General features: G+C 63.0%; 21 protein-coding genes. 14 read left to right on the forward strand and 7 right to left on the reverse strand.

Annotated features, from left to right (window positions below; all coding sequences use genetic code 11):
• Positions 1 to 16: 16 nt before the first annotated feature.
• Positions 17 to 1,129 carry a cyclic nucleotide-gated ion channel gene (locus QUH67_RS04135; RefSeq protein WP_300945374.1) on the reverse strand — a complete coding sequence of 371 codons (1,113 nt, stop codon included), beginning with the start codon at positions 1,127 to 1,129 and terminating at the stop codon, positions 17 to 19.
• Positions 1,130 to 1,441: 312 nt separating this feature from the next.
• On the opposite strand from QUH67_RS04135, the gene QUH67_RS04140 reads away from it, so the two are divergent.
• Positions 1,442 to 2,107 carry a Crp/Fnr family transcriptional regulator gene (locus QUH67_RS04140; RefSeq protein ID WP_300945375.1) on the forward strand — a complete coding sequence of 222 codons (666 nt, stop codon included), beginning with the start codon at positions 1,442 to 1,444 and terminating at the stop codon, positions 2,105 to 2,107.
• 18 nt (positions 2,108 to 2,125) lie between these two features.
• Positions 2,126 to 2,998: a DUF6537 domain-containing protein gene (locus QUH67_RS04145; RefSeq protein WP_300945377.1), complete on the forward strand. Its 873-nt coding sequence runs from the start codon at positions 2,126 to 2,128 to the stop codon at positions 2,996 to 2,998.
• A 2-nt stretch (positions 2,999 to 3,000) separates the two neighbouring features.
• Here the strand turns inward: QUH67_RS04145 and QUH67_RS04150 are convergent, their stop codons facing one another.
• Positions 3,001 to 4,398, reverse strand: coding sequence for a TAXI family TRAP transporter solute-binding subunit (locus QUH67_RS04150; RefSeq protein WP_300945378.1), 1,398 nt, complete (start codon positions 4,396 to 4,398; stop codon positions 3,001 to 3,003).
• 419 nt (positions 4,399 to 4,817) lie between these two features.
• Here QUH67_RS04150 and QUH67_RS04155 point away from each other — a divergent pair, with 419 nt between their 5' ends.
• On the forward strand, positions 4,818 to 5,171 hold the full coding sequence (locus tag QUH67_RS04155; RefSeq protein ID WP_300945379.1) for a DUF3307 domain-containing protein: 354 nt from the start codon (positions 4,818 to 4,820) through the stop codon (positions 5,169 to 5,171).
• A 174-nt stretch (positions 5,172 to 5,345) separates the two neighbouring features.
• Entirely contained in the window at positions 5,346 to 5,747 is a 402-nt protein-coding gene (locus tag QUH67_RS04160; protein WP_300945380.1) for a hypothetical protein, read from the forward strand.
• Between the two features lie 41 nt (positions 5,748 to 5,788).
• Here the strand turns inward: QUH67_RS04160 and QUH67_RS04165 are convergent, their stop codons facing one another.
• The gene (locus QUH67_RS04165) at positions 5,789 to 6,103 is read right to left on the reverse strand and encodes a YkgJ family cysteine cluster protein (RefSeq protein WP_300945381.1); all 315 of its coding nucleotides are present in this window, start codon (positions 6,101 to 6,103) and stop codon (positions 5,789 to 5,791) included.
• Positions 6,104 to 6,152: 49 nt separating this feature from the next.
• Positions 6,153 to 6,851 carry a helix-turn-helix transcriptional regulator gene (locus QUH67_RS04170; RefSeq protein ID WP_300945382.1) on the reverse strand — a complete coding sequence of 233 codons (699 nt, stop codon included), beginning with the start codon at positions 6,849 to 6,851 and terminating at the stop codon, positions 6,153 to 6,155.
• Positions 6,852 to 6,953: 102 nt separating this feature from the next.
• Between QUH67_RS04170 and QUH67_RS04175 the strand changes: the two genes are divergently transcribed.
• Positions 6,954 to 7,199 (forward strand): hypothetical protein, encoded by a 246-nt coding sequence (locus tag QUH67_RS04175; protein WP_300945383.1) that lies wholly within the window; start codon positions 6,954 to 6,956, stop codon positions 7,197 to 7,199.
• A gap of 63 nt (positions 7,200 to 7,262) precedes the next feature.
• Positions 7,263 to 7,994 carry a glutathione S-transferase family protein gene (locus tag QUH67_RS04180; RefSeq protein ID WP_300945384.1) on the forward strand — a complete coding sequence of 244 codons (732 nt, stop codon included), beginning with the start codon at positions 7,263 to 7,265 and terminating at the stop codon, positions 7,992 to 7,994.
• Here QUH67_RS04180 and QUH67_RS04185 read toward each other — a convergent pair whose 3' ends face one another.
• A complete protein-coding gene (locus QUH67_RS04185) occupies positions 7,995 to 8,627 on the reverse strand; it encodes a pyridoxamine 5'-phosphate oxidase family protein (protein ID WP_300945385.1) in 633 nt (210 codons plus the stop codon).
• Between the two features lie 121 nt (positions 8,628 to 8,748).
• Between QUH67_RS04185 and QUH67_RS04190 the strand changes: the two genes are divergently transcribed.
• Positions 8,749 to 9,642: a LysR family transcriptional regulator gene (locus QUH67_RS04190; protein WP_300945386.1), complete on the forward strand. Its 894-nt coding sequence runs from the start codon at positions 8,749 to 8,751 to the stop codon at positions 9,640 to 9,642.
• On the opposite strand, the gene QUH67_RS04195 is transcribed toward QUH67_RS04190, so the two are convergent.
• Positions 9,639 to 10,061: a PaaI family thioesterase gene (locus QUH67_RS04195; protein WP_300945387.1), complete on the reverse strand. Its 423-nt coding sequence runs from the start codon at positions 10,059 to 10,061 to the stop codon at positions 9,639 to 9,641. The genes QUH67_RS04190 and QUH67_RS04195 overlap by 4 nt on opposite strands.
• 240 nt (positions 10,062 to 10,301) lie before the next feature.
• Positions 10,302 to 11,471 carry a 4-hydroxybenzoate 3-monooxygenase gene (gene pobA / locus QUH67_RS04200; RefSeq protein ID WP_300945388.1) on the reverse strand — a complete coding sequence of 390 codons (1,170 nt, stop codon included), beginning with the start codon at positions 11,469 to 11,471 and terminating at the stop codon, positions 10,302 to 10,304.
• A 235-nt stretch (positions 11,472 to 11,706) separates the two neighbouring features.
• Between pobA and QUH67_RS04205 the strand changes: the two genes are divergently transcribed.
• From QUH67_RS04205 to QUH67_RS04235, 7 genes are all read left to right on the forward strand, one after another.
• The gene (locus QUH67_RS04205) at positions 11,707 to 12,723 is read left to right on the forward strand and encodes a TRAP transporter substrate-binding protein (RefSeq protein WP_300945389.1); all 1,017 of its coding nucleotides are present in this window, start codon (positions 11,707 to 11,709) and stop codon (positions 12,721 to 12,723) included.
• Between the two features lie 78 nt (positions 12,724 to 12,801).
• Entirely contained in the window at positions 12,802 to 13,311 is a 510-nt protein-coding gene (locus QUH67_RS04210; RefSeq protein ID WP_300945390.1) for a TRAP transporter small permease, read from the forward strand.
• A 5-nt stretch (positions 13,312 to 13,316) separates the two neighbouring features.
• Entirely contained in the window at positions 13,317 to 14,633 is a 1,317-nt protein-coding gene (locus tag QUH67_RS04215) for a TRAP transporter large permease (RefSeq protein WP_300945391.1), read from the forward strand.
• 8 nt (positions 14,634 to 14,641) lie between these two features.
• Positions 14,642 to 15,103 carry a DUF3237 domain-containing protein gene (locus QUH67_RS04220; RefSeq protein ID WP_300945392.1) on the forward strand — a complete coding sequence of 154 codons (462 nt, stop codon included), beginning with the start codon at positions 14,642 to 14,644 and terminating at the stop codon, positions 15,101 to 15,103.
• Between the two features lie 274 nt (positions 15,104 to 15,377).
• Positions 15,378 to 16,178, forward strand: a complete 801-nt coding sequence (locus QUH67_RS04225; RefSeq protein WP_300945393.1) for a crotonase/enoyl-CoA hydratase family protein — start codon at positions 15,378 to 15,380, stop codon at positions 16,176 to 16,178.
• 1 nt (position 16,179) lies between these two features.
• A complete protein-coding gene (locus tag QUH67_RS04230; RefSeq protein ID WP_300945394.1) occupies positions 16,180 to 18,060 on the forward strand; it encodes a feruloyl-CoA synthase in 1,881 nt (626 codons plus the stop codon).
• Positions 18,061 to 18,098: 38 nt separating this feature from the next.
• Complete coding sequence (locus tag QUH67_RS04235; protein ID WP_300945395.1) at positions 18,099 to 18,860, forward strand: SDR family NAD(P)-dependent oxidoreductase; 762 nt, start codon at positions 18,099 to 18,101, stop codon at positions 18,858 to 18,860.
• Positions 18,861 to 18,863 lie beyond the last annotated feature (3 nt).

Here is an 18,863-nt window from a genome sequence, read left to right on the forward strand (position 1 = left end):
TTCTTGCTTGTTTGATCTACTTGTTTTCTTGCGCCCGCCGCCGGGCTTCGGCGTCGATGGTTTCGGCCAGTTCGGGATGCCGCGCCATCAGCAGGCGAAAATCCACGAGGTCGAGCACCAGAAGCCGTGTCACCTTGGTGGTCGTGACATTGGCGCCGCGCACATGGTTGCCGAGCAGCGCCATCTCGCCGAAGAACGCACCCTCGCCGAGTGGCACCTTCTTGCCGGGCAGCTCAACCTCGGCTTCGCCAGCGGCGATGAAATACATGCATTCGCCCCGCTGGCCTTTGCGGATGATCATGGTGCGCGCCGGCAGGTCCATGGTTCGCAGCATATTGGTGACGTCGGCGATCGCGGCAGGCCCGAGGCTTGCGAAGAACGGCACCTTGCTTACGGTCTCCCACGTCTTCAGAAAACTGTCGCGTCGGGTCTCGGCGGCAAAGCCGGTCGCCAGAATACCGGTCCACAGTCCGAATACGCCGAGGCCGGAGATCATGACCAGTGCCGCCACCATGCGGCCGAGCGGTGTGATCGGCACCACGTCGCCGTAGCCGGTCGTGGTCAATGTCACCACCGCCCACCACAGCGCCGCCGGCACGCTGCCGAAAGTCCCCGGCTGCACGTCGCGCTCCAGAAAATGCTCGGCGACCGATGCCAGAAACACCACCATCAGGAAGATCACGAGCACGCTGAGCAGCGGCCCGGATTCCAGCACCAGCACCCGGCGCAACTGTCGCAGCCCAGGGATGCCCGGAACGACCTTGAGCACCCAGAGGATGCCGAGCAGCCATGCCGTCCTGGGTTCGATGCCCGCCACGAGCGCGGCCGGAACGGCAAGCGCGCCGATGGCGTCGACGATTCCGCTGGCGGAAAATACGTAAAGCGGCAGCCGTCCCTGTACGGCCATATGGCGGAGCCGCACCAGCCACTCGAACACGAAATAGCCGAGGCATGCCCACAGCACCGCATCGACCCAGAGCTGAGCCGCCTCGTAGGCCGGCGCCATGGTGAGGACCGCCATCGCAGCGACGCCGGCCGCGACCGCGGCATAGGCCGTCCTGGTCATGTTGCGGCCTGCCGTCTTGGCGATGAACTGGGCCAGTGCCGAGAGAACGAGCCGCTTGGACATCGGATGAGGCGGAGCCTGACGGGTGCGATGAAAACTGGATGACGGTCAGGCCGTAGCGTGACCGATGCCCGCAAGGTGCCTGCCCGCCGGGGAGCCGTCAACGACGGCCTTCACACCGCGGTGCTTACAGGGTGTCGGGGCTCAGCCCGTCAGGGCGCCGGGCAAAGGGTCGAATTTTACCCGGGAAGGGTGAGAAACCCGACAAATCGTCGTTCTTTCCTCGTATATCAAAATGGCCCCGCGGACATTACGATGGCGGGCACAGCCGCAGAATCGCGACAACGCACACGTTCAGATATTGGTTGGATTCCGATGGATACGTCTCATCTGGCACAACACGCAGGAACCGCGGGCGCGCTATTCGCGTCGATCTTCGTGGTCGCCACGACCACGATGAAGACCATGATCCCGTTGCGGGTGTTCGGCATCCTTGCCAACGTGGTCCTGATTGTAACCGCGATCCCGTCCCACAATTTTCTGGTCATGGGGGTGCAGGTGGTGATGCTGCTGGTCAACTCCTATCGCCTGCACCAGATGCTGCAGCTGGTGCGCGACGTCAAGAAATCCGTCAATAGCGACCTCTCGATGGAGTGGTTGAAGCCGTTCATGACCGAGCGCCAATGCGCCGCTGGCGAGATTCTGTTCTACAAGGACGAAAAAGCCGAGGACATGCTCTATATCGTCAGCGGCAGGTTCAAGCTGGTTGAGTCCGGCATCGTGCTGCCGGTCGGCGCCATCGTCGGCGAACTCGGCATGCTGTCACCGTCGAACATGCGTACCCAGACGCTGGAATGCGTGGAGGCCGGCCTCGTGCTGAGCGTGAGCTACACCAAGGTCGAGGAACTCTACGTGCAGAACCCGGCCTTCGGCTTCTATTTTCTTCGTCTCGCCAGCGCGCGGCTGTTCCAGAATCTGGAAACGCTGCAGCAGCAGCTGAACCAGCAAACGGCGTCCGCTGCTGCGCCGAAGCCCGCATAGAGGCCGGAGCCCGAAGGAGTGGCAGACCGCGGTATCCTGTCGTCGTTGCGTTATCTGTTCGCCGATGTCATCGGCGACGATGACGACACGCCACCGTTCCTGCCCGAAGGGCTGCCGGAGCCTGTCATGGCGGCGGCGAGCGAGGCGATCCATCGGTTGATTGATTATCAAGGCCCGGGTTACGCGCACCTCTATGTTACCCGGCTGCGGCGGTTCATCGGCAAACAGGGTGTCGACGAGGCGATGCTCTTCGATATTGCGCAGCTGATGGCGGCACGCATGAGCTACGAGGATCCGATCCGGATCGCGCAGTTGAAGCTGTTCGAACTCGACGGCCGGCCCGGCGCATCAGCCGGTTCCGTCGAGGTCAAGAAATTCCGGATCGAGGAACTGATTGGCGCGCTTCCGGCCGTCATCGCCGAATATTTGCTCGATGCCCTCGATTGGGCCGGATGGTCGAACAAGCGGATCTCCATTCGCTTCAGCACGGCCAGCTGGCTCGGCATCCGCCGTCTCAGGATCGAGGCGGGGCTCAAGCGCTGGCGACTGTTTTCGGTGCGCTACGCCAGAGAGCGGGTCTGGGTCGAACGCTGGTTGCACATGATCGACCGCAGCCTGACCAAGCAACCCCAGGCCGCGCCCGCGATCATCCACACCGCCTCCATGATCGAGGGGTATGGCGACGTCTATCGCCAGGGCATGGCGGACTGGAATGCGATCATCGACAGCCTGGTCAAGCCGACTTTCGATGGCGTGCTGGCGCTGCCCGATCTCGGACGCGCGGTAACCGAGGCCCGCGCCGCCGCATTGCCCGACCCGCGGCAGGCGTCGCTCAAGCGCAAGATCGCCGAAATCCGCGCGCGGGTGGCGGCCAGCGCCTATGTGACCTGATCTTACGCGCTCTGGGCGGTCTTCACGGCCACCACCTTGTCGTCCGGGGATGGCGGGTGCCGCTTGAGATGTTCGCGGCGCAAGCCGATCTCGTCGCGCACGAATTCATAGCCAAGTTTGAACGTGTCCAGTCCGTCGCTGGAAATGGTACCGTCGCGCAAGCCGATCACCGCGCGGCGCAGGATGGTTTCCAGTTCGTCCTGCAACTCGTCGAGCGCATCCAGCGATGTGGCATATTCCATGCGTTCGCCGACGTCGAGGATGGCGGTCGCGAGCTGGCTGGCCTTCTCCGGCGCGACTCGCGTCACCTTGGTGTAGATCGCGGCAAAGATCGAGCCGATGATGCTGAGTGCGGCGAGCCCGACATAGATCGGCTCGCTGTAGCGCTCGAAGAAGGACTTCGATTCGTCGTTGATGTATTCGGCGGCGCCTGGATGCGCCACGATGAAGGCGTCCTTGTCGGTAGCCGCCGGCTCGATCTTGGACGCGAAACCGTCGGGCAGCGCCAGTTCGGTCTTGTTCTCGTAGATGATCCGGGCGAGGTCGGCGACGGTCGCAGCCGGCAGCTTGGACTGGGCGACCAGCAGCCATTCCAGCCCGATCGTATCGAGGTCTTCCTCGGGCACTGCGGGCGAAGCCGACAGCATGCCGGTCGCCACTGTTTCCTCCGAAATGGCGGGGTTCTTCCTCGCGATCGACTTCGCCGAATCGATCGGGTTCAGGGCGAAGGCGCCGCGCCTGGCGAGCGGCTCGTAGCTCTTGTCCTTGACGATGTGCGAGGCGTGCGCGACCTTGATCACCGCGCCGAAGCCCGAAGAAAACAGCTTCTCGAGGGTCGCGCCGGGTGGAGCCATCTGAATGCGGGCTGCGCCATCCGCGTCCGGAAGTTCGAGAACATTGCGCACCAGCGCGCCGCTGCTCTCGCTGTCGGCGATGACCGCGATCTTCTTTTTCTTCAATTCGGCAATTGTCTTGATTTTCTTGCCGCCGGGGCTGATCAGCAAGAACAGGTCGCGATCGAGAATGGCGAGCGCGCGGGCGCGCGGCGGAATTCTGGCGTCGGTACGCAATATCGCCAGGTTTGCCTCCTTGCGGTCGAATTGCGAAAGCGCCTTCACATTGTCGCCATTGGGCACGATCTTGAGCCGCAGCCTCGAGGAATTATTCTTCAACACCGTCGCCAGCCGGGCTGCGAAGCGCGCCTCGGGGCCGTTGGCCTCGCCGACGGCAAACACCAGCGTTTCGGAATTGCGCAACCATGTCCGGCCGCCCCATACCACGGCGGCGGTCAGGACCAGGGTCAGGACAGAGAACAGCAGGATCTGGGTCCGATTGCCCTTGACGATGCGCAAACGGCGGTGCGGCATTTCCGGACGCGGCGTTGCGGCTTCAGCGCTCATGGCTCGTACCCGGAGATCCACGGACGTGTCGCCGCGTGCAGGCCGCAGGCCGTCCGACTGAATTCGTAAATGCCTAGAAAAGAACGATAATTTTACCCTCGGGACAAGGATAGTCCGCTCCTATGGGTTTGCAAACGGCGCACGACGGTAACCTTACCCCCAAGGTCATGCTGCGCGCCGGCGCCGCAGTATCGCAGTTCCGCCACACCGTGCTATTTTCAGACCACCCACAGGTGCATTCCGGCGCGGGAGATGTCATAAATCATGACAACTTTCGAATAGTCCGGGTTTGACAAGAACATTGCGCTGACAGCCTAGGTCCCGGTTTTTCGCCACCTCTTCAGTCCCAGCAAAGGGCGTCAGCTTTGTTGTTTCCCTCGATGTCGTCCTCGGTCCCGGTAGGTGCGCTGATAGGATGGATGCTGCTTCTGACCGTGAAGCACGTTATTGCCGATTTCATGCTGCAAAACTCCTGGATGGCGATCGGCAAGGATCAGAAGACCGGCTGGGCCCTGCCACTATTGGCGCATTGCCTCGTCCATCTCGCGGTATCGCTGGTTTTCATATCGATCGTCGCGCCGCGATTCTGGTTCGTGGCCTTTATCGACTTCGCCATCCACATCACCGTTGACCGTATCAAGGGGATCATCGCTTCCAGGCTCGGCGTGACGCTGGAGAACGAGCATCCCTGGTTCTGGACACTGATCGGCGTCGACCAGGCGCTGCACCATCTCACCGGGTTCGGCCTGTCGATCTTCATGGCCGCGAACTGATCCGCGCGCCAAACGGGGCTCGAGCCTGTTTGTTCATCGCGCCTCAGGCATGGCCGCACCTCCGCGAATCAGTTCCCGGAACCGGAGGGCAAGCCCCCCGGTACACTACTAGTGGTCGTGGTTAACCTTTCGTTAGAGAATTGCGCTGCATCTTCCGCGAAGGGAGAACCCGCAATGTTTTCAAGCCGCGACGCCTTCGAGAACGATTTCTGTCCGGTTCGCGACGAACTGCTCGGCGAGATGTATCGGGCCAATGCCAATGGCCTGCCGCTTCTCGTGGATAGCGTTTCGTCCGACGTCCGCGCCATGCTGGCGCTGTTCTGCTATCGCCGCAGCCACCTCCATGCGCTGGCCGTCGCGATCGCTGCGAGCTGCACCGAGCGTGAACTGGTCCATTTCGGCGGCCGGGTCGGGTCAACGCTGTACGCGCTGTCGCGCGAGCCCGCCGACCGTTCCGCCGGGTTATCATCCAGCAGCGGCCGCAAGCCGATCACGCTGTCGACCAAGCCGCTCTCGACCTTCAAGCCGATCGAGGACGAAGTCGATGATGAAGATCTTGAATCAGTGACGGCGTAAGGCTTGCTGTCGTTCCTGCGAACGCAGGAACGACGCCGTTGCTACGCCAACACCGGCAGTCCGTGACGCTTCCGTGCCATCGCACATTCGACGTCGCCGGGCATGCAGGTGCGGCACACGTCGGGCCGCACCGCATAGACCAGGCATGACGTCGCTTCGCCGACCTTGCCCGACAGCGCCGAACAGCGGTCACCGTCGCAGCGCATGCCTGACAGTCTTTCGTTGACGAATTTTTCCGGAATCAGGTCGAGCGCCGAATCGTCTTCGATCGTGAAGCGCGGCCAGTTCTGCGAGTAGCTGCAGCAGGCGCCACAGGCCTGGCAGGGGCTTTCGCTATCGGCGGCGATTCGAGGCATACCCAGCGTTTAGCCGCAAATCGTGGCCGCGGCCAGCCGACAGGTTTCTTCAGGTATCCTTCGGCGCTTCCCAGACCAGGCTGCGCCGCCATTTCGCCCGCAGGATGTCGCGGCGCTCCGGATATTTTTCGTCGTGGTACACCGCATCGACGACGCGGTCGGTGCGGAAACTGCGAAAGTCCTTGCGCAGTTCGCACCACGCCGCGAGGATTCGCACGGCTTCGTGATAGCCGACCGCGATCGGCCAGATCGTGCGCTGACTGTCGCGGCCATGCTCGTCGCGATAGTTCAGCGTGATCTTCCTACCCTCGTGGATCTGCGTGCGTGTCCGCACCATGTCGATTCGGTCGGGCTCCCGGTTCCAGGCTCGCCGGGCACGGCTCGCCGGCTCCAGCACGAAGGGGCGCAGCCGCTCCGGCACCGTTTCAGCGACTTTCGCCATCAGGTCCTGGGCGGCGCGCGCCAGCGCCGGATCGGCGTGACCGACCACCCATTGCGCGCCGAGCACGCAGGCCTCGATCTCGTCAGGCGTCAGCATCAATGGCGGCAGGTCGAACCCCTTTTCCAGGATGTAACCCACGCCGGCCTCGCCGCGGATCGGCACCCGCTGTTCGATCAGGGTCGTTATATCGCGGTAGATGGTTCGCTTTGAAGTCTCCAGCTCGGCGGCAATGGCATCCGCTGTCAGGGGTTTGCGGGTGCGCCGAAGCACCTGGATGATCTGGAATAGCCGGTCGGCCCGTCGCATGGCGCGTTCTCTTTTCTAACAGCACCTGCCCGATGCTGACAGCATGTTGGCAGCAGGGGGTGGGTATATCCGGACAACACCTCAAGTGAAGGGATTTTGTCCATGACGATTTTCGGCGATTTCGGCTTCCGGGGAAGCCGCACTCCTCTGGCGAATGTCCGGGGATTTGCGTTCGAACAACTTGTCTCCGTCCATTGCGTCACCACCGATCTGCGCTGGGCGATGGTCGAACTGGCGTGGCGCTCATTCACGGCATTGTGTGGTTTGGCACAAGGGCAGTTCGCCTCGTGGGCGCGCAAGGCACGTGCGCCGCGGCCGCAGGGCCGCGGCGACCACTGCTGCTGCTGACACCATGGTGGCAGCAGGGGGGCGCTAAGCCTCAGCGACGTGTCAAGAGATCGGGAGACCAGTATGATTACCTTGTATGGCTTCGGCGCCGGTTTCGGCCTCCCGGAGATCAGCCCCTTCGTGACCAAGACCGAGGTTCAGCTGAAGATGGCCGGTCTTGCCTATCGCAAGGAAAAGGCAAAACCGCCGGCCTCGCCGAAGGGGCAGTTGCCTTACATTGTCGACGAGGCCGAGACGATCGCCGATTCAACTTTCATTCGCGCGCATCTCGAAGCCAAACATGGTTTCGATTTCGACGCGCCGCTGAGCCTGCAGGCGCGGGCGCAGGCCTGGGCCTTCGAGCGGATGATCGAGCACCATGTCTATTGGGCGCTGGTCGGCGCGCGCTGGGTCGATGCCGATAATTTCGCCAAGGGCCCGGCGCATTTCTTCGACGGCGCGCCGGCCCACCTGCGCGAGAAGATGCGCGAGGACGCGCAATTTCGCGTCGCCGAGAATTATCTGCTCAGCGGTCTCGGCCGCCATGCTCCCGACGAGGATATCGATCTCGCCGTGCGTTCCATATTCGCATTGTCGGTGCAACTCGGCGACAAGCCCTTTCTGATGGGCGAAACGCCCTGTGGCATGGACGCCACCGCCTTCGGGGCGCTCGCCGGAATCCTGACGCCGTTCTTCGATTCAGCACTCCGGCAGCGCACCGAGCAGTTCTCCAATCTCACCGCCTATGTCGACCGGATGATGCTGTTGTACTATCCCGAGTTCGCCTGGGCTTCGGTGCAGCAAGCCGCTGCCTGACTATTGCTTCGCCGCTGCGGGCTGGCCCTTCAATGCGGCCAGCTCCGCTTCGAGTTCGGCGATGCGGCCATCGCGCACGGCAAGCGCCTGTGCGACATCGGCCGCGTCGAATTTTTGCGGGATGTGCTGCGGGCAGTTGGTGTTCCACGCCGAGATCTTGAACAGGATCACCTGTTCGGGCCGCGCTTTGTAGCCTTGCGGCATCAGCGATTCCGTCAAGGCTGGATCGTCTTCCACAACACGTGCTTCGCCCCAGATTTTGACGCGGCGGCGATGGGCGTAATCCATTACGAAGATGTTCGCCTTCGGATTCTCCGACAGATTGCCCTGCGTGATGTACTGTCGGTTGCCGCTGTAGTCGGCGAACGCGATGGTGTTCTTGTCGAGGATCTTGACAAAACCCTTCGGTCCGCCGCGGTGCTGGATATAGGGCTGGCCATCGGCGGAAGCGGTCGCAAGGAAGAAACTGTCGGCCTCGGCGAGAAAGCCGGCGAGATTCTCGTCGATCTCGGTCCGCCAGCCGCCCCGGGCCTCGACATTGGCATAACCCTGTCGCGAGCCTTTTCGGGTCTGGATCGTCTTCACCGCCGGGGTGAAAGCAACATCGCTGGAATAGGTGTGAACGTCTGACATTTGAGCCTCCAGTCGGGGGGCGCCGGTACGGTCGTCCTTCGCCAGCCAAAATGGGAGGTTTCCTAAAATAAAACAATCTGGCGTATTGACACTACACTATTGCGATATATGCAATAATTAGATGGACCGGATCGAAGCGATGCAGGCGTTTGTGACCGTGGCCGACCTGCGGGGTTTTGCACCCGCAGCGCGTCGGCTTGACCTGTCGCCCTCGGGCGTCACACGGCTGATTGCGGCGCTGGAGGACCGTCTTGGCGCTCGGCTGCTGCAACGAACCACACGACAGGTGACCCTGACCGATGCCGGTTCGCGTTACCTGGAGCGGGCGCGGCGGATCCTGGCGGATATTGCGGAGGCGGAGAACGCCATCGAGGGCGAGCGCACGAGGCCGGAGGGACAACTTGTCATTTCGGCGCCGGTCGGGTTCGGCCGGCTGCATGTCAGCGGCATCGTGACCGCCTATCTGAAGAGCTACCCCGACGTCAGCGTCGACCTCCGTTTGTCCGATCGCATGATCAACCTCGTGGAGGATGGCGTCGACCTCGCGGTCCGGATCGGCCATCTGCCGGACTCGACGCTGGTGGCGCGCCAGGTCGGCGAGATGCGGCGGATCGTGGTGGCCTCGTCAGGCTACCTCATGGCGCACGGCGAGCCGAAGCGGCCGCAGGAGATTCCCGCGCATGACACCATCCAGTTCGGAGCGATGTCGGCGGCGCTCGACTGGCGCTTTGTCGAGGACAACGGCGAGATTCGCGTCGCCAGCACGCCGCGCCTCGCCACCAACAGCTCGGACGCCGCGATTCAATATGCGAAAGCGGGCGGCGGGCTGACGCGGGTGCTGGCCTATCAGGCCGCCGAATCGCTACGGGCGGGGCAGCTCAAGATCGTACTGACGGAGTTCGAGCCGCCGGCGCTGCCGATCCACATCGTCTATCCGACGTCGCGACTGTTGTCGGCGAAAGTTCGCACCTTCATCGACCTGGTGACGGAGACCGCCGACTGGCATTTCGGCTAGGACACCGGCGCCTTCTTCGGCACGACCCGAAACGTTGCGTTCGCGCGCGCGATCACGACGCCGTCGGCCTTGATCAGGCTCTGCACGAAACAGATCGTCTTGCCGGTCTTGACCACGTCGCTCTCGATCGCGAGCCATTGCCCGACCTCGGCGGTGCCGACGAAATCGACCGCCAGCGAGATCGTCACCAGCGACGACACCCCTCCCATGACGTGGGCGCAGGAGTGACCCATGGCGTTGTCGGCGAGTGCTGCGATCAGCCCGCCGTGAATGAGACCGCGACCATTGGTGTGCGGTTTTGCAAGCCGCAGTCCGATGATCAAGGCCTTGTCGGTCCGCTTCGAGTACAGCGGCTCCCAGGGATCGGTGAGTGGACTGCGGCGGGTGTGGCGCTCGAAGCCTTCGGGGATGTCGGTCATATGCGGCTCGCGTGCAATGATGTTTGTCGTCATTGAACGCAACGCGGCGCAGAAGTCACCACCTACAAAGTTTTAAACGGGATTACGGAGCGTGTTTAAAGTCCACCACCGTGTCGTCACCCGCGCAGGCGGGTGACCCAGTATTTCAGAGGCGCTTGGTACAGAACCGAGAAGCCGCAGCGTACTGGATGCCCCGCCTTCGCGGGGCATGACGACGATAATTTGGCGCCACGGACTTATCTAAAACGGCAGCCCCACGTAATTCTCCGACAGCGACGCCGAGGCTGCCTTCGAGTTGACCACGTAGTCCAGTTCGGCGAGCTGGATGCGCGCGCCGAATTCGCCCTCGTCGGGGAATTTGTGCAGCATCGAGGTCATCCACCAGGAAAAACGCACCGCCTTCCAGACCCGCGCCAGCGCCTTGGCCGAATAGGCGTCGATGCCCGCCGACGACTTTTCGTCGTAATATTCGCGGAACGCGTGCGAGAGATAATGCACGTCGCTGGCGGCTAGGTTCAGCCCCTTGGCGCCGGTCGGTGGCACGATGTGCGAGGCGTCGCCGGCCAGAAACATCCGGCCGAACCGCATCGGCTCGGCAACGAAGCTGCGCAGTGGCGCAATGCTCTTTTCGATCGAGGGCCCGGTGACGAGTTCGTCCGCTGCCTGCTGGTCGATCCGGCGCTTCAACTCGTCCCAGAAGCGCTCGTCCGGCCATTGCGCGATATCGTCGTCTAGCGCGCACTGTACGTAGTAGCGGCTGCGGCGGGTCGAGCGCATCGTGCACAGTGCAAATCCGCGCGCGTGGTTGGAATAGATCAGTTCGGGACTGACCGGGGGGGTATCCGACAGGATGCCAAGCCAGCCGAACGGATAGATCCGCTCATAGGTCTGGATCGCCGACGGCTTTACGCTGGCGCGGCTGACGCCATGGAATCCGTCGCAGCCGACGATGAAGTCGCATTCGATCTCGTGGCTGACGCCATCCTTGACGTAGGTGACGCGCGGGTGGTCGGTATCGAAATCATGCGGCGTCACGTCCACGGCCTGGTAGACGGTGGTGAGACCCGCGGCCTTGCGTGCATTCATCAGGTCGAGTGTCACCTCGGTCTGGCCGTAGATCATCACGGTCTTGCCGGTGGAAGCGTGCATGTCGATGCGATGCCGCGCGCCGCCGAACGCGAGTTCGATCCCATGGTGCACGAGTCCCTCATCATGGGCGCGCGCGCCGGCGCCGGCTTCGTCAAGCAACGCCACCGTGCCTTCCTCGAGCAGGCCGGCGCGGATGCGGCTCAGCACATATTCCCCCGTCTGGCGCTCGAGGATGACGTTGTCGATGCCGTAAAGGCGTAATAGTTGCCCAAGCAACAATCCCGCCGGACCTGCGCCTATGATCGCTACTTTTGTCCTCAATCCCGCCTCCCCTGAGGGCTGTCGTCGGCAGGCCGGTTGCCTGCGAGCTTGCGCCGATAATTATATGATATAACAGTCTTGGCAAAGCATGCCGGCACAAAAACCGCGAAGCGCCTACGCTGCACTGCAAAAGGTGCGGCCGGATGTCCGCCTTGAAAAAGCGGACAAGCTAGATAACATGTTAAATAACGGGGCCGCGCAACAATGGCCTGTCATTCGAGGGGAGAGAAAGTCCATGAGGAAAGCGTTATTGGCGCTGTTGCTTGCCGCCGGTGTAACGCCTGCGCTGGCGCAGGAAAAAACCTTTGAGCTGAAACTATCGCACTGGGTGCCCGCCTCGCACCCGCTGCAGAAGGCTCTGGAAGAGTGGGGCGCTGCGGTCGAAAAGGAATCCGGCGGCACGATCAAGTCAAAAGTGTTTCCGGCGCAGCAACTCGGCAAGGCGTTCGACCATTACGACATGGCGCGGGACGGCATTGCCGACGTCACCTATGTCAACCCCGGCTACCAGCCCGGTCGGTTCCCGATCATCGGCGCCGGCGAATTGCCGTTCCTGATGTCGGATGCCAAGGGCGGCTCGATGGCGCTCGACGCCTGGTACCGCAAATATGCCGAGAAGGAGATGAAGGACGTCAAATTCTGCCTCGCCTTCATCCACTCGCCGTCCTCGTTCCATTCGCGCAGCAAGAAGATCACCGTGCCCGAGGACATCAAGGGCATGAAGATCCGTCCGGCCCACGCCACGATGGCCAATTTCGTCACCCAGCTCGGTGGCACCAATGTGCAGTCGTCGGCGCCGGAAGTGCGCGACATCATCGAGCGCGGCGTGGCCGACGCCGTCACCTTCCCGTGGGGTTCGGTGGTGCTGTTCGGCATCGACAAGGTGACGAAGTATCACATGGACGCGCCGCTCTATGTCACGACCTTCGCCTTCGTGATGAACAAGGACAAATACAACCAGATGTCCGACAAGCAGAAGAAGGCGATCGACAACAATTGCAGCACGGAAGCCGCCGGGCGTGTCGGCGAGCCTTGGGGCAAGTTCGAGGATTCCGGCATCGAGAAGATCAAGGCGATGTCCGACCACGAGGTCTACAAGATCACCCCCGAGCAGACCGCGGCGTGGAAGAAAGCCTCGGAACCGCTGGTCAAGACCTGGGGCGAGGGCGTCAAGAAGAACGGCGGCGATCCGGACGCGGCGCTCTCCGAGCTCAAGGCCTCGTTGACCAAGTACAACGCGCTCGCGCAGTAACAATCAGCTGCGTGTAGCGGCGGCAGGAACGCTCCTGCCGCCGCTATCCCCAAACATTGCCAGCCGTTCGGAGCGGACATGAATCGCGCGTGGATGGATCGTTTCATCGACACCATCGAATGGATCGCCGCCGGCTTCGTCGGCATCGTGGCGCTCAACATCTTCATCGGCGTGCTGTTGCGCAACACGCTGAACTACTCGATCCCGGATTCCTTCGACATCGGGCGCATGCTGCTCGGCATCCTGATCTTCTGGGGCATCGCCGCCACCAGCTATCGCGGCGGCCACATCACGGTCGACCTGATCTGGGCCAATGTCGGCCCGAAATACCAGCGCATGATCGACGTGTTCGCGACGCTGGTGCTGCTGTTCGTGGTGTTGGTGCAGACATGGACGCTGTTCGACAAGGTGCACGGCACGTACAACGACAACGTCCTGACCTTTGACATGCGCATGCCGACATGGCCGTTCTTCGCCATTGCCTGGGCCGGCGACGCCGCCGCCGTACTGCTGATTGCAATTCGCACTTACCGGCTGATCTTCCATCCGGAAGATATCCATGATGCCAAAGTGAAGACGGTGGAGTAGGTCGCGTGGGTACAGACGCCGTCGCAGTTCTCGGATTTGTCGCACTGTTTGTGCTGATGCTGCTGCGCGTGCCCGTGGGCATGGCGATGGGGCTCGTCGGCGTCTGCGGCTTCGGCTACCTCGTCGGCTTCACGCCGGCGCTCAAGATGGTCGGTCAGACCTCGATGCGCACGGTCACCGACTATACCTTCGGCGTGATCCCGATGTTCCTGTTGATGGGGGCGTTCGTTACCAATTCCGGCATGAGCCGCGAACTGTTCCGCGCGGCCAACGGTTTTGTCGGCCATTTGCGCGGCGGGCTCGGCATTGCAACGGTCGGAGCCTGTGGCGGCTTTGCCGCTATCTGCGGGTCGTCGGTCGCGACTGCCGCGACGTTTTCCGCGGTGGCCTATCCGGAAATGCGGCGCTATGGCTATCCGCAATCCTTCGCCACTGGCGTCATAGCGGCCGGCGGCACACTGGGCGCCATGCTGCCGCCGTCGACCGTTCTCGCGGTCTACGGCATCATCACCGAGCAGGACATCGGCAAGCTGTTCATCGCCGGCATCGTCCCCGGCCTGCTCGCCATCGCCATGTACATGCTCACGATCACGCTGATCGGATGGTTCCGGCCGGACTTCCTGCCGAAGGGGCCGCATACCGAATGGCGCGAGCGTTTTGCCGGCCTGAAAAACATCTGGGCGCCGGTACTGCTGTTCGTCTTCGTCATCGGTGGGCTTTACGGCCTGCCATACCTGCCGCGCTTCACGCCGACGGAAGCCGGCGGCGTCGGCGCCACCGGCGCGTTCCTGATCGGCTTGCTCACCGGGCGGCTGGACAAGGAAAAAATCCTGGCCTCGCTGCTGCAGGCGACCCGCACGGCCGCCGCCGTCTTCACCGTGCTGATCGGCGCGCTGATCTTCGGTTACTTCCTGACGGTGACGCAGACCCCGCAGAAGGTCACGGAGCTTCTTACCGGCCTCGGCCTCGGCCCGTACGGCATCCTGGCGCTGATTATGGTGATGTATCTGGTGCTGGGCTGCCTGATGGATGCGATGGCCATGATCATCCTGACGGTGCCGATCATCTTTCCCGTGATCATCCATCTCGGCTTCGACCCGATCTGGTTCGGCGTCATCATCGTGATGACGGTGGAGCTTGGCCTCATCTCGCCGCCGATCGGCATGAACGTCTTTGTCATCAAGAGCGTCGTCAAGGACGTATCGTTCTCCACGATCTTCCGCGGGGTGATGCCCTTTGTGGTGACAGACCTGATCCGGCTGGTAATCCTGATTGCATTTCCGATGCTCGCGTTGTGGCTGCCGCAACGCATGGCGGGATAGGGCAGAACATGATCCCTCAGCTTTCGACGAAATACGTCTTCACCATCACCGCGCGGATCGGCGAGGTGACTTCGGCCGGCGAGATCGGCACCGGCGTGCGCCGGATCATTCCGATCCTGGGCGGCGAAGTGAAGGGCGAGGGCATCAACGGCAAGGTCTGTCCATTTGGCGCGGATTTTCAGATCATCCGCCCCAACGAACTGATCGAGCTCGAAGCCAAATACGCCTTCGAGACCGACGACGGCGCGGTGGTTTATGTCGAGAACAGGGGCCTGCGCTTCGGCCCGCTGGACCTGCTGCAAAAACTCAAGCGCGGCGAGCCGGTCGACCCCAAACTGATCTACTTCCGCACCGTGCCCCGGTTCGAGACCGGCGCGGAAAAATACCGCTGGCTGATGGAAAACCTCTTCATCGGCTCCGCCGCCCGCCACGCCGACCGCGTCGTGATCGACGTGCATCAGGTGTTGTGACGCCATTTCCTGCCGCGGACCGCGACGTCGCACCGCGTCGTCGTCACCCGTCTTGTGCCCAATTGCGCGCTGGGGCGGCTGACCCAATATCCCAGAGGCGGCAGTGATTGAACCGATTACGCCGCGGCGTACCGGACCCGCCTGCGCGGCGATGACAACCGCGTATGAACCTCGTGCCCGTCCAGGCCGCAGCAGGGGCGCAACCCCACCTTGACTTGCTTGCACCCAGATCGTTATAAATCATAACTATTCTGGACAGGAAACAATGTCGCCCATGGGAAACGCCACCTCCGCCGCCGCGGGTTCATCCGACCTGCTCATGATCGAGCAGAAGGGCGCGGTGCTGACCGTGGGCCTCAACCGTCCAGCCAAGCGCAATGCGCTGAACGACGGCATCATCCTCGCGATCCAGGATTGCTTTTCCAATCTGCCGGACGACGTCGGCGCGGTGGTCATCCACGGTGTCGGCGATCATTTTTCCTCCGGCCTCGATCTCTCCGAACTGACCGAGCAGGACGCCACCGAGGGCCTGCGGCACTCGCAGATGTGGCACCGGGTGTTCGACCGCATTCAATATAGCCGGGTGCCTGTCATTGCAGCGCTCAGGGGGGCCGTGATCGGCGGCGGGCTTGAGCTCGCCTGCGCGGCGCACATCCGTGTCGCCGAGCCCTCGGCCTATTTCGCCCTGCCCGAGGGCCAGCGCGGCATCTTCGTCGGCGGCGGCGGATCGGTGCGGCTGCCGCGCCTGATCGGCGTGGCGCGGATGGTCGACATGATGCTGACCGGGCGGGTCTATTCGGCGACCGAGGGGGCGGCCTACGGCTTCTCGCAGTACCTCACGGAAGCCGGCAATGCGCTGCCCAAGGCGCTGGAACTGGCGGAAAGGGTAGCTGCGAACGCGCCGTTGACCAATTTCGCGGTGCTGCAGGCATTGCCGATGATCGCAGAAGCCAATCCGCAAGCCGGCCTGCTGATGGAATCGCTGATGGCGACGGTGGCGCAGAGCGACAAGGAAGCCAAGCGCCGCATTCGCGCCTTTCTCGACCACAAGACCGCAAAGGTGAAGCCGACCTGACATGAGCGCCACGCCGTTCGCCTCATCCGACAAAGCTGCGCGCGACAATCATCCGCTGCGCCCGATTTCGTTCGGCACGCCCGCGGTGCATGTCGAACGCCGCGGCGACGGCACCGTCTATCTGCGTCCGAAAGCGCAACTGCTCGACTATCCGGTGCGCATCACCGACCGCCTGCATCACTGGGCCGCGACAGCGCCCGACCGTGTCTTCATGGCCGAGCGCAACGCCGCGCAGGGCTGGCGGCAGATCACCTATGCCGAACTGCTGGTGTCATCGCGGCACATCGCGTCCGCGCTGCTGGCGCGCGGCCTTTCCGCCGAAAAGCCGGTCGTCATTCTCTCCGGCAATTCGATCGACCATGCGCTCGTCGCGTTCGGCGCGCTCTATGCCGGCATTCCCTTTTGCCCGGTATCGCCGGCCTATTCGCTGGTGTCGCGCGATTACGGCAAGCTCAGCTACCTGATGAAGCTGCTGACGCCGGGCCTGGTCTTTGTCGATGACGCCGGCAAGTTCGCTGATCCACTGGCAGCCAACGTATCCCCAGGAGTCGAGATCGCCGCGTCGTTCGGCGCGATGCCGGGACGTGAGGTCACGACGCTCGCCGATCTGATGGCGACGCCATTGCATCCGAGCCTCGACGCCATCCATGCGGCCATCGGCCCCGACACGATCGCAAAGTTCCTGTGCACCTCCGGCTCGACCGGCAGCCCCAAGGCGGTCATCAACACCCAGCGCATGATCTGCGCCAACCAGGTGATGCTGCGCGAGACGCTCGCGTTCCTGAAGGACGAGCCGCCCGTCATCGTCGACTGGCTGCCGTGGAATCACACGTTCGGCGGCAACCACAATATCGGGCTGACGCTGTTCAATGGCGGCTCGATGTATCTCGACGAGGGCAAGCCGATGCCCGGTGGCATCGAGGAAACCGTACGCAATCTCCAGGAGATTTCGCCCACCGTCTATTTCAACGTGCCCAAGGGCTATGAATCGCTGCTGCCCTATCTGCGCGACGACTCAGCCTTGCGCAGAAAGTTCTTCGCGCGCCTCCACGCGATGTTCTTCTCGGGTGCTGCGCTGTCGGCCTTCGTCTGGAACAGTCTTGACGAGCTTTCGGTGCGGGAGACCGGCTACCGGGTGCCGATGCTGACCGGTCTCGGCGCCACCGAGACCTCGCCGTTCTTCATGTCGGTCAATCCGTTCACCAGCCGGTCGGGCCATGTCGGCCTGCCGGTCGCGGGCAACGACGCCAAGCTGGTGCCCAACAACGGCAAGCTCGAGGTTCGCGCCAAAGGGCCGAACGTGATGCCGGGCTACTGGCGTCAGCCTGACATGACCGCGAAGGCGTTTGACGAAGAAGGCTTCTACAAGTTCGGCGATGCGCTGAAGCCGGCCGATCCCGACAATTTCGATGCCGGCTTCGATTTCGACGGCCGCATCGGCGAGGATTTCAAGCTTGCCAGCGGCACTTGGGTCAGCGTCGGCCCGCTGCGCGCGCGCTTCGTTGCGGCCTGCGCGCCCTTGGTACGCGACGTCGTCATCGCCGGCATCAACCGCGACGAGATATCGGCGCTGGTCGTGCTCGACCTCGATGGCTGCCGGCTGATCAATCCGACGCTGCCATCCGGCGATATCGCCGCGGCGGCTTCCGACCCGCTGATCCGGGACGCTTTTCGCGAACGCTTCCAGAAGCTGATGGAAAACGCCACGGGCTCGTCGACCCGGATCGTGCGCGCGGTGCTGCTCGATACGCCGCTGTCGATCGATCGCGGCGAGGTCACCGACAAGGGTTCGATCAACCAGCGCGCGGTTCTGGACAACCGCAGCGCGCTGATCGAGGAGATCTATTCACCCGTGCCACTCGCGCATGTGATTACGCCGTAGCCGAATAATTTATAACCAAGCCTGTCAGGGAGAACGCCATGCAGTTGAAGGACCAGGCCGCCATCGTCACCGGCGGCGCATCGGGACTGGGCGCGGCGACCGCGCGCCGCCTCGCCGCGCAGGGCGCCAAGGTCGCCGTCTGCGATCTCAACGAAAAGCTTGCCGAGAGCGTTGCCGCGGAGATCGGCGGCGTCGCCGTGATATGCGATGTCTCCGATGGAGCGTCGGCGGAAGCGGCGGTCGCCAAGGCCGCGGCGGCGCACGGCCCGGCGCGCGTACTGGTGAACTGTGCCGGCATCGGCGTCGCCAAGCGCGTCATCGGCAAGGAAGGCCCGATGGCGCTCGGCGACTTCGACAAGGTGATCAAGGTCAATCTGATCGGCTCGTTCAACATGCTGCGGCTGGCGACGGCGGCGATGTCGAAACTGGAGCCGCTTTCGACCGGCGAGCGCGGTGTGGTGATTTCCACCGCGTCCGTCGCGGCCTATGACGGCCAGATCGGTCAGTCGGCCTATTCGGCCTCCAAGGGCGGCATCGTCGCCATGACGCTGCCGATCGCGCGCGAGCTGGCGCAGTTCGGCATCCGTGTGCTGACGATCGCGCCCGGCCTTTTCCTCACGCCGCTGCTCGCCAACCTGCCGCAGGAGGCGCAGGACTCGCTGGCCGCCGCGATCCCGTTCCCGCGCCGGCTCGGCCACGCCGACGAGTTTGCCTCGCTGGCGCTGCACATGATCGACAACCCCTATCTCAATGGCGAGGTGGTTCGGCTCGATGCCGCGCTTCGTATGGCGCCGCGATAGGAT

The sequence above is a fragment of the Bradyrhizobium roseum genome, assembly GCF_030413175.1.
Classification (GTDB): Bacteria; Pseudomonadota; Alphaproteobacteria; order Rhizobiales; family Xanthobacteraceae; genus Bradyrhizobium; species Bradyrhizobium roseum.

Excerpts from the sequence above, each read along its gene's own strand:
- QUH67_RS04135 (WP_300945374.1), bottom strand. The coding sequence starts at position 1,129 with ATGTCCAAGCGGCTCGTTCTCTCGGCACTGGCCCAGTTCATCGCCAAG.
- QUH67_RS04140 (WP_300945375.1), top strand. The coding sequence starts at position 1,442 with ATGGATACGTCTCATCTGGCACAACACGCAGGAACCGCGGGCGCGCTA.
- QUH67_RS04150 (WP_300945378.1), bottom strand. The coding sequence starts at position 4,398 with ATGAGCGCTGAAGCCGCAACGCCGCGTCCGGAAATGCCGCACCGCCGT.
- QUH67_RS04155 (WP_300945379.1), top strand. The coding sequence starts at position 4,818 with ATGCTGCTTCTGACCGTGAAGCACGTTATTGCCGATTTCATGCTGCAA.
- QUH67_RS04160 (WP_300945380.1), top strand. The coding sequence starts at position 5,346 with ATGTTTTCAAGCCGCGACGCCTTCGAGAACGATTTCTGTCCGGTTCGC.
- QUH67_RS04165 (WP_300945381.1), bottom strand. The coding sequence starts at position 6,103 with ATGCCTCGAATCGCCGCCGATAGCGAAAGCCCCTGCCAGGCCTGTGGC.
- QUH67_RS04170 (WP_300945382.1), bottom strand. The coding sequence starts at position 6,851 with ATGCGACGGGCCGACCGGCTATTCCAGATCATCCAGGTGCTTCGGCGC.
- QUH67_RS04175 (WP_300945383.1), top strand. The coding sequence starts at position 6,954 with ATGACGATTTTCGGCGATTTCGGCTTCCGGGGAAGCCGCACTCCTCTG.
- QUH67_RS04180 (WP_300945384.1), top strand. The coding sequence starts at position 7,263 with ATGATTACCTTGTATGGCTTCGGCGCCGGTTTCGGCCTCCCGGAGATC.
- QUH67_RS04185 (WP_300945385.1), bottom strand. The coding sequence starts at position 8,627 with ATGTCAGACGTTCACACCTATTCCAGCGATGTTGCTTTCACCCCGGCG.
- QUH67_RS04190 (WP_300945386.1), top strand. The coding sequence starts at position 8,749 with ATGGACCGGATCGAAGCGATGCAGGCGTTTGTGACCGTGGCCGACCTG.
- QUH67_RS04195 (WP_300945387.1), bottom strand. The coding sequence starts at position 10,061 with ATGACCGACATCCCCGAAGGCTTCGAGCGCCACACCCGCCGCAGTCCA.
- QUH67_RS04205 (WP_300945389.1), top strand. The coding sequence starts at position 11,707 with ATGAGGAAAGCGTTATTGGCGCTGTTGCTTGCCGCCGGTGTAACGCCT.
- QUH67_RS04210 (WP_300945390.1), top strand. The coding sequence starts at position 12,802 with ATGAATCGCGCGTGGATGGATCGTTTCATCGACACCATCGAATGGATC.
- QUH67_RS04220 (WP_300945392.1), top strand. The coding sequence starts at position 14,642 with ATGATCCCTCAGCTTTCGACGAAATACGTCTTCACCATCACCGCGCGG.
- QUH67_RS04225 (WP_300945393.1), top strand. The coding sequence starts at position 15,378 with ATGGGAAACGCCACCTCCGCCGCCGCGGGTTCATCCGACCTGCTCATG.
- QUH67_RS04230 (WP_300945394.1), top strand. The coding sequence starts at position 16,180 with ATGAGCGCCACGCCGTTCGCCTCATCCGACAAAGCTGCGCGCGACAAT.
- QUH67_RS04235 (WP_300945395.1), top strand. The coding sequence starts at position 18,099 with ATGCAGTTGAAGGACCAGGCCGCCATCGTCACCGGCGGCGCATCGGGA.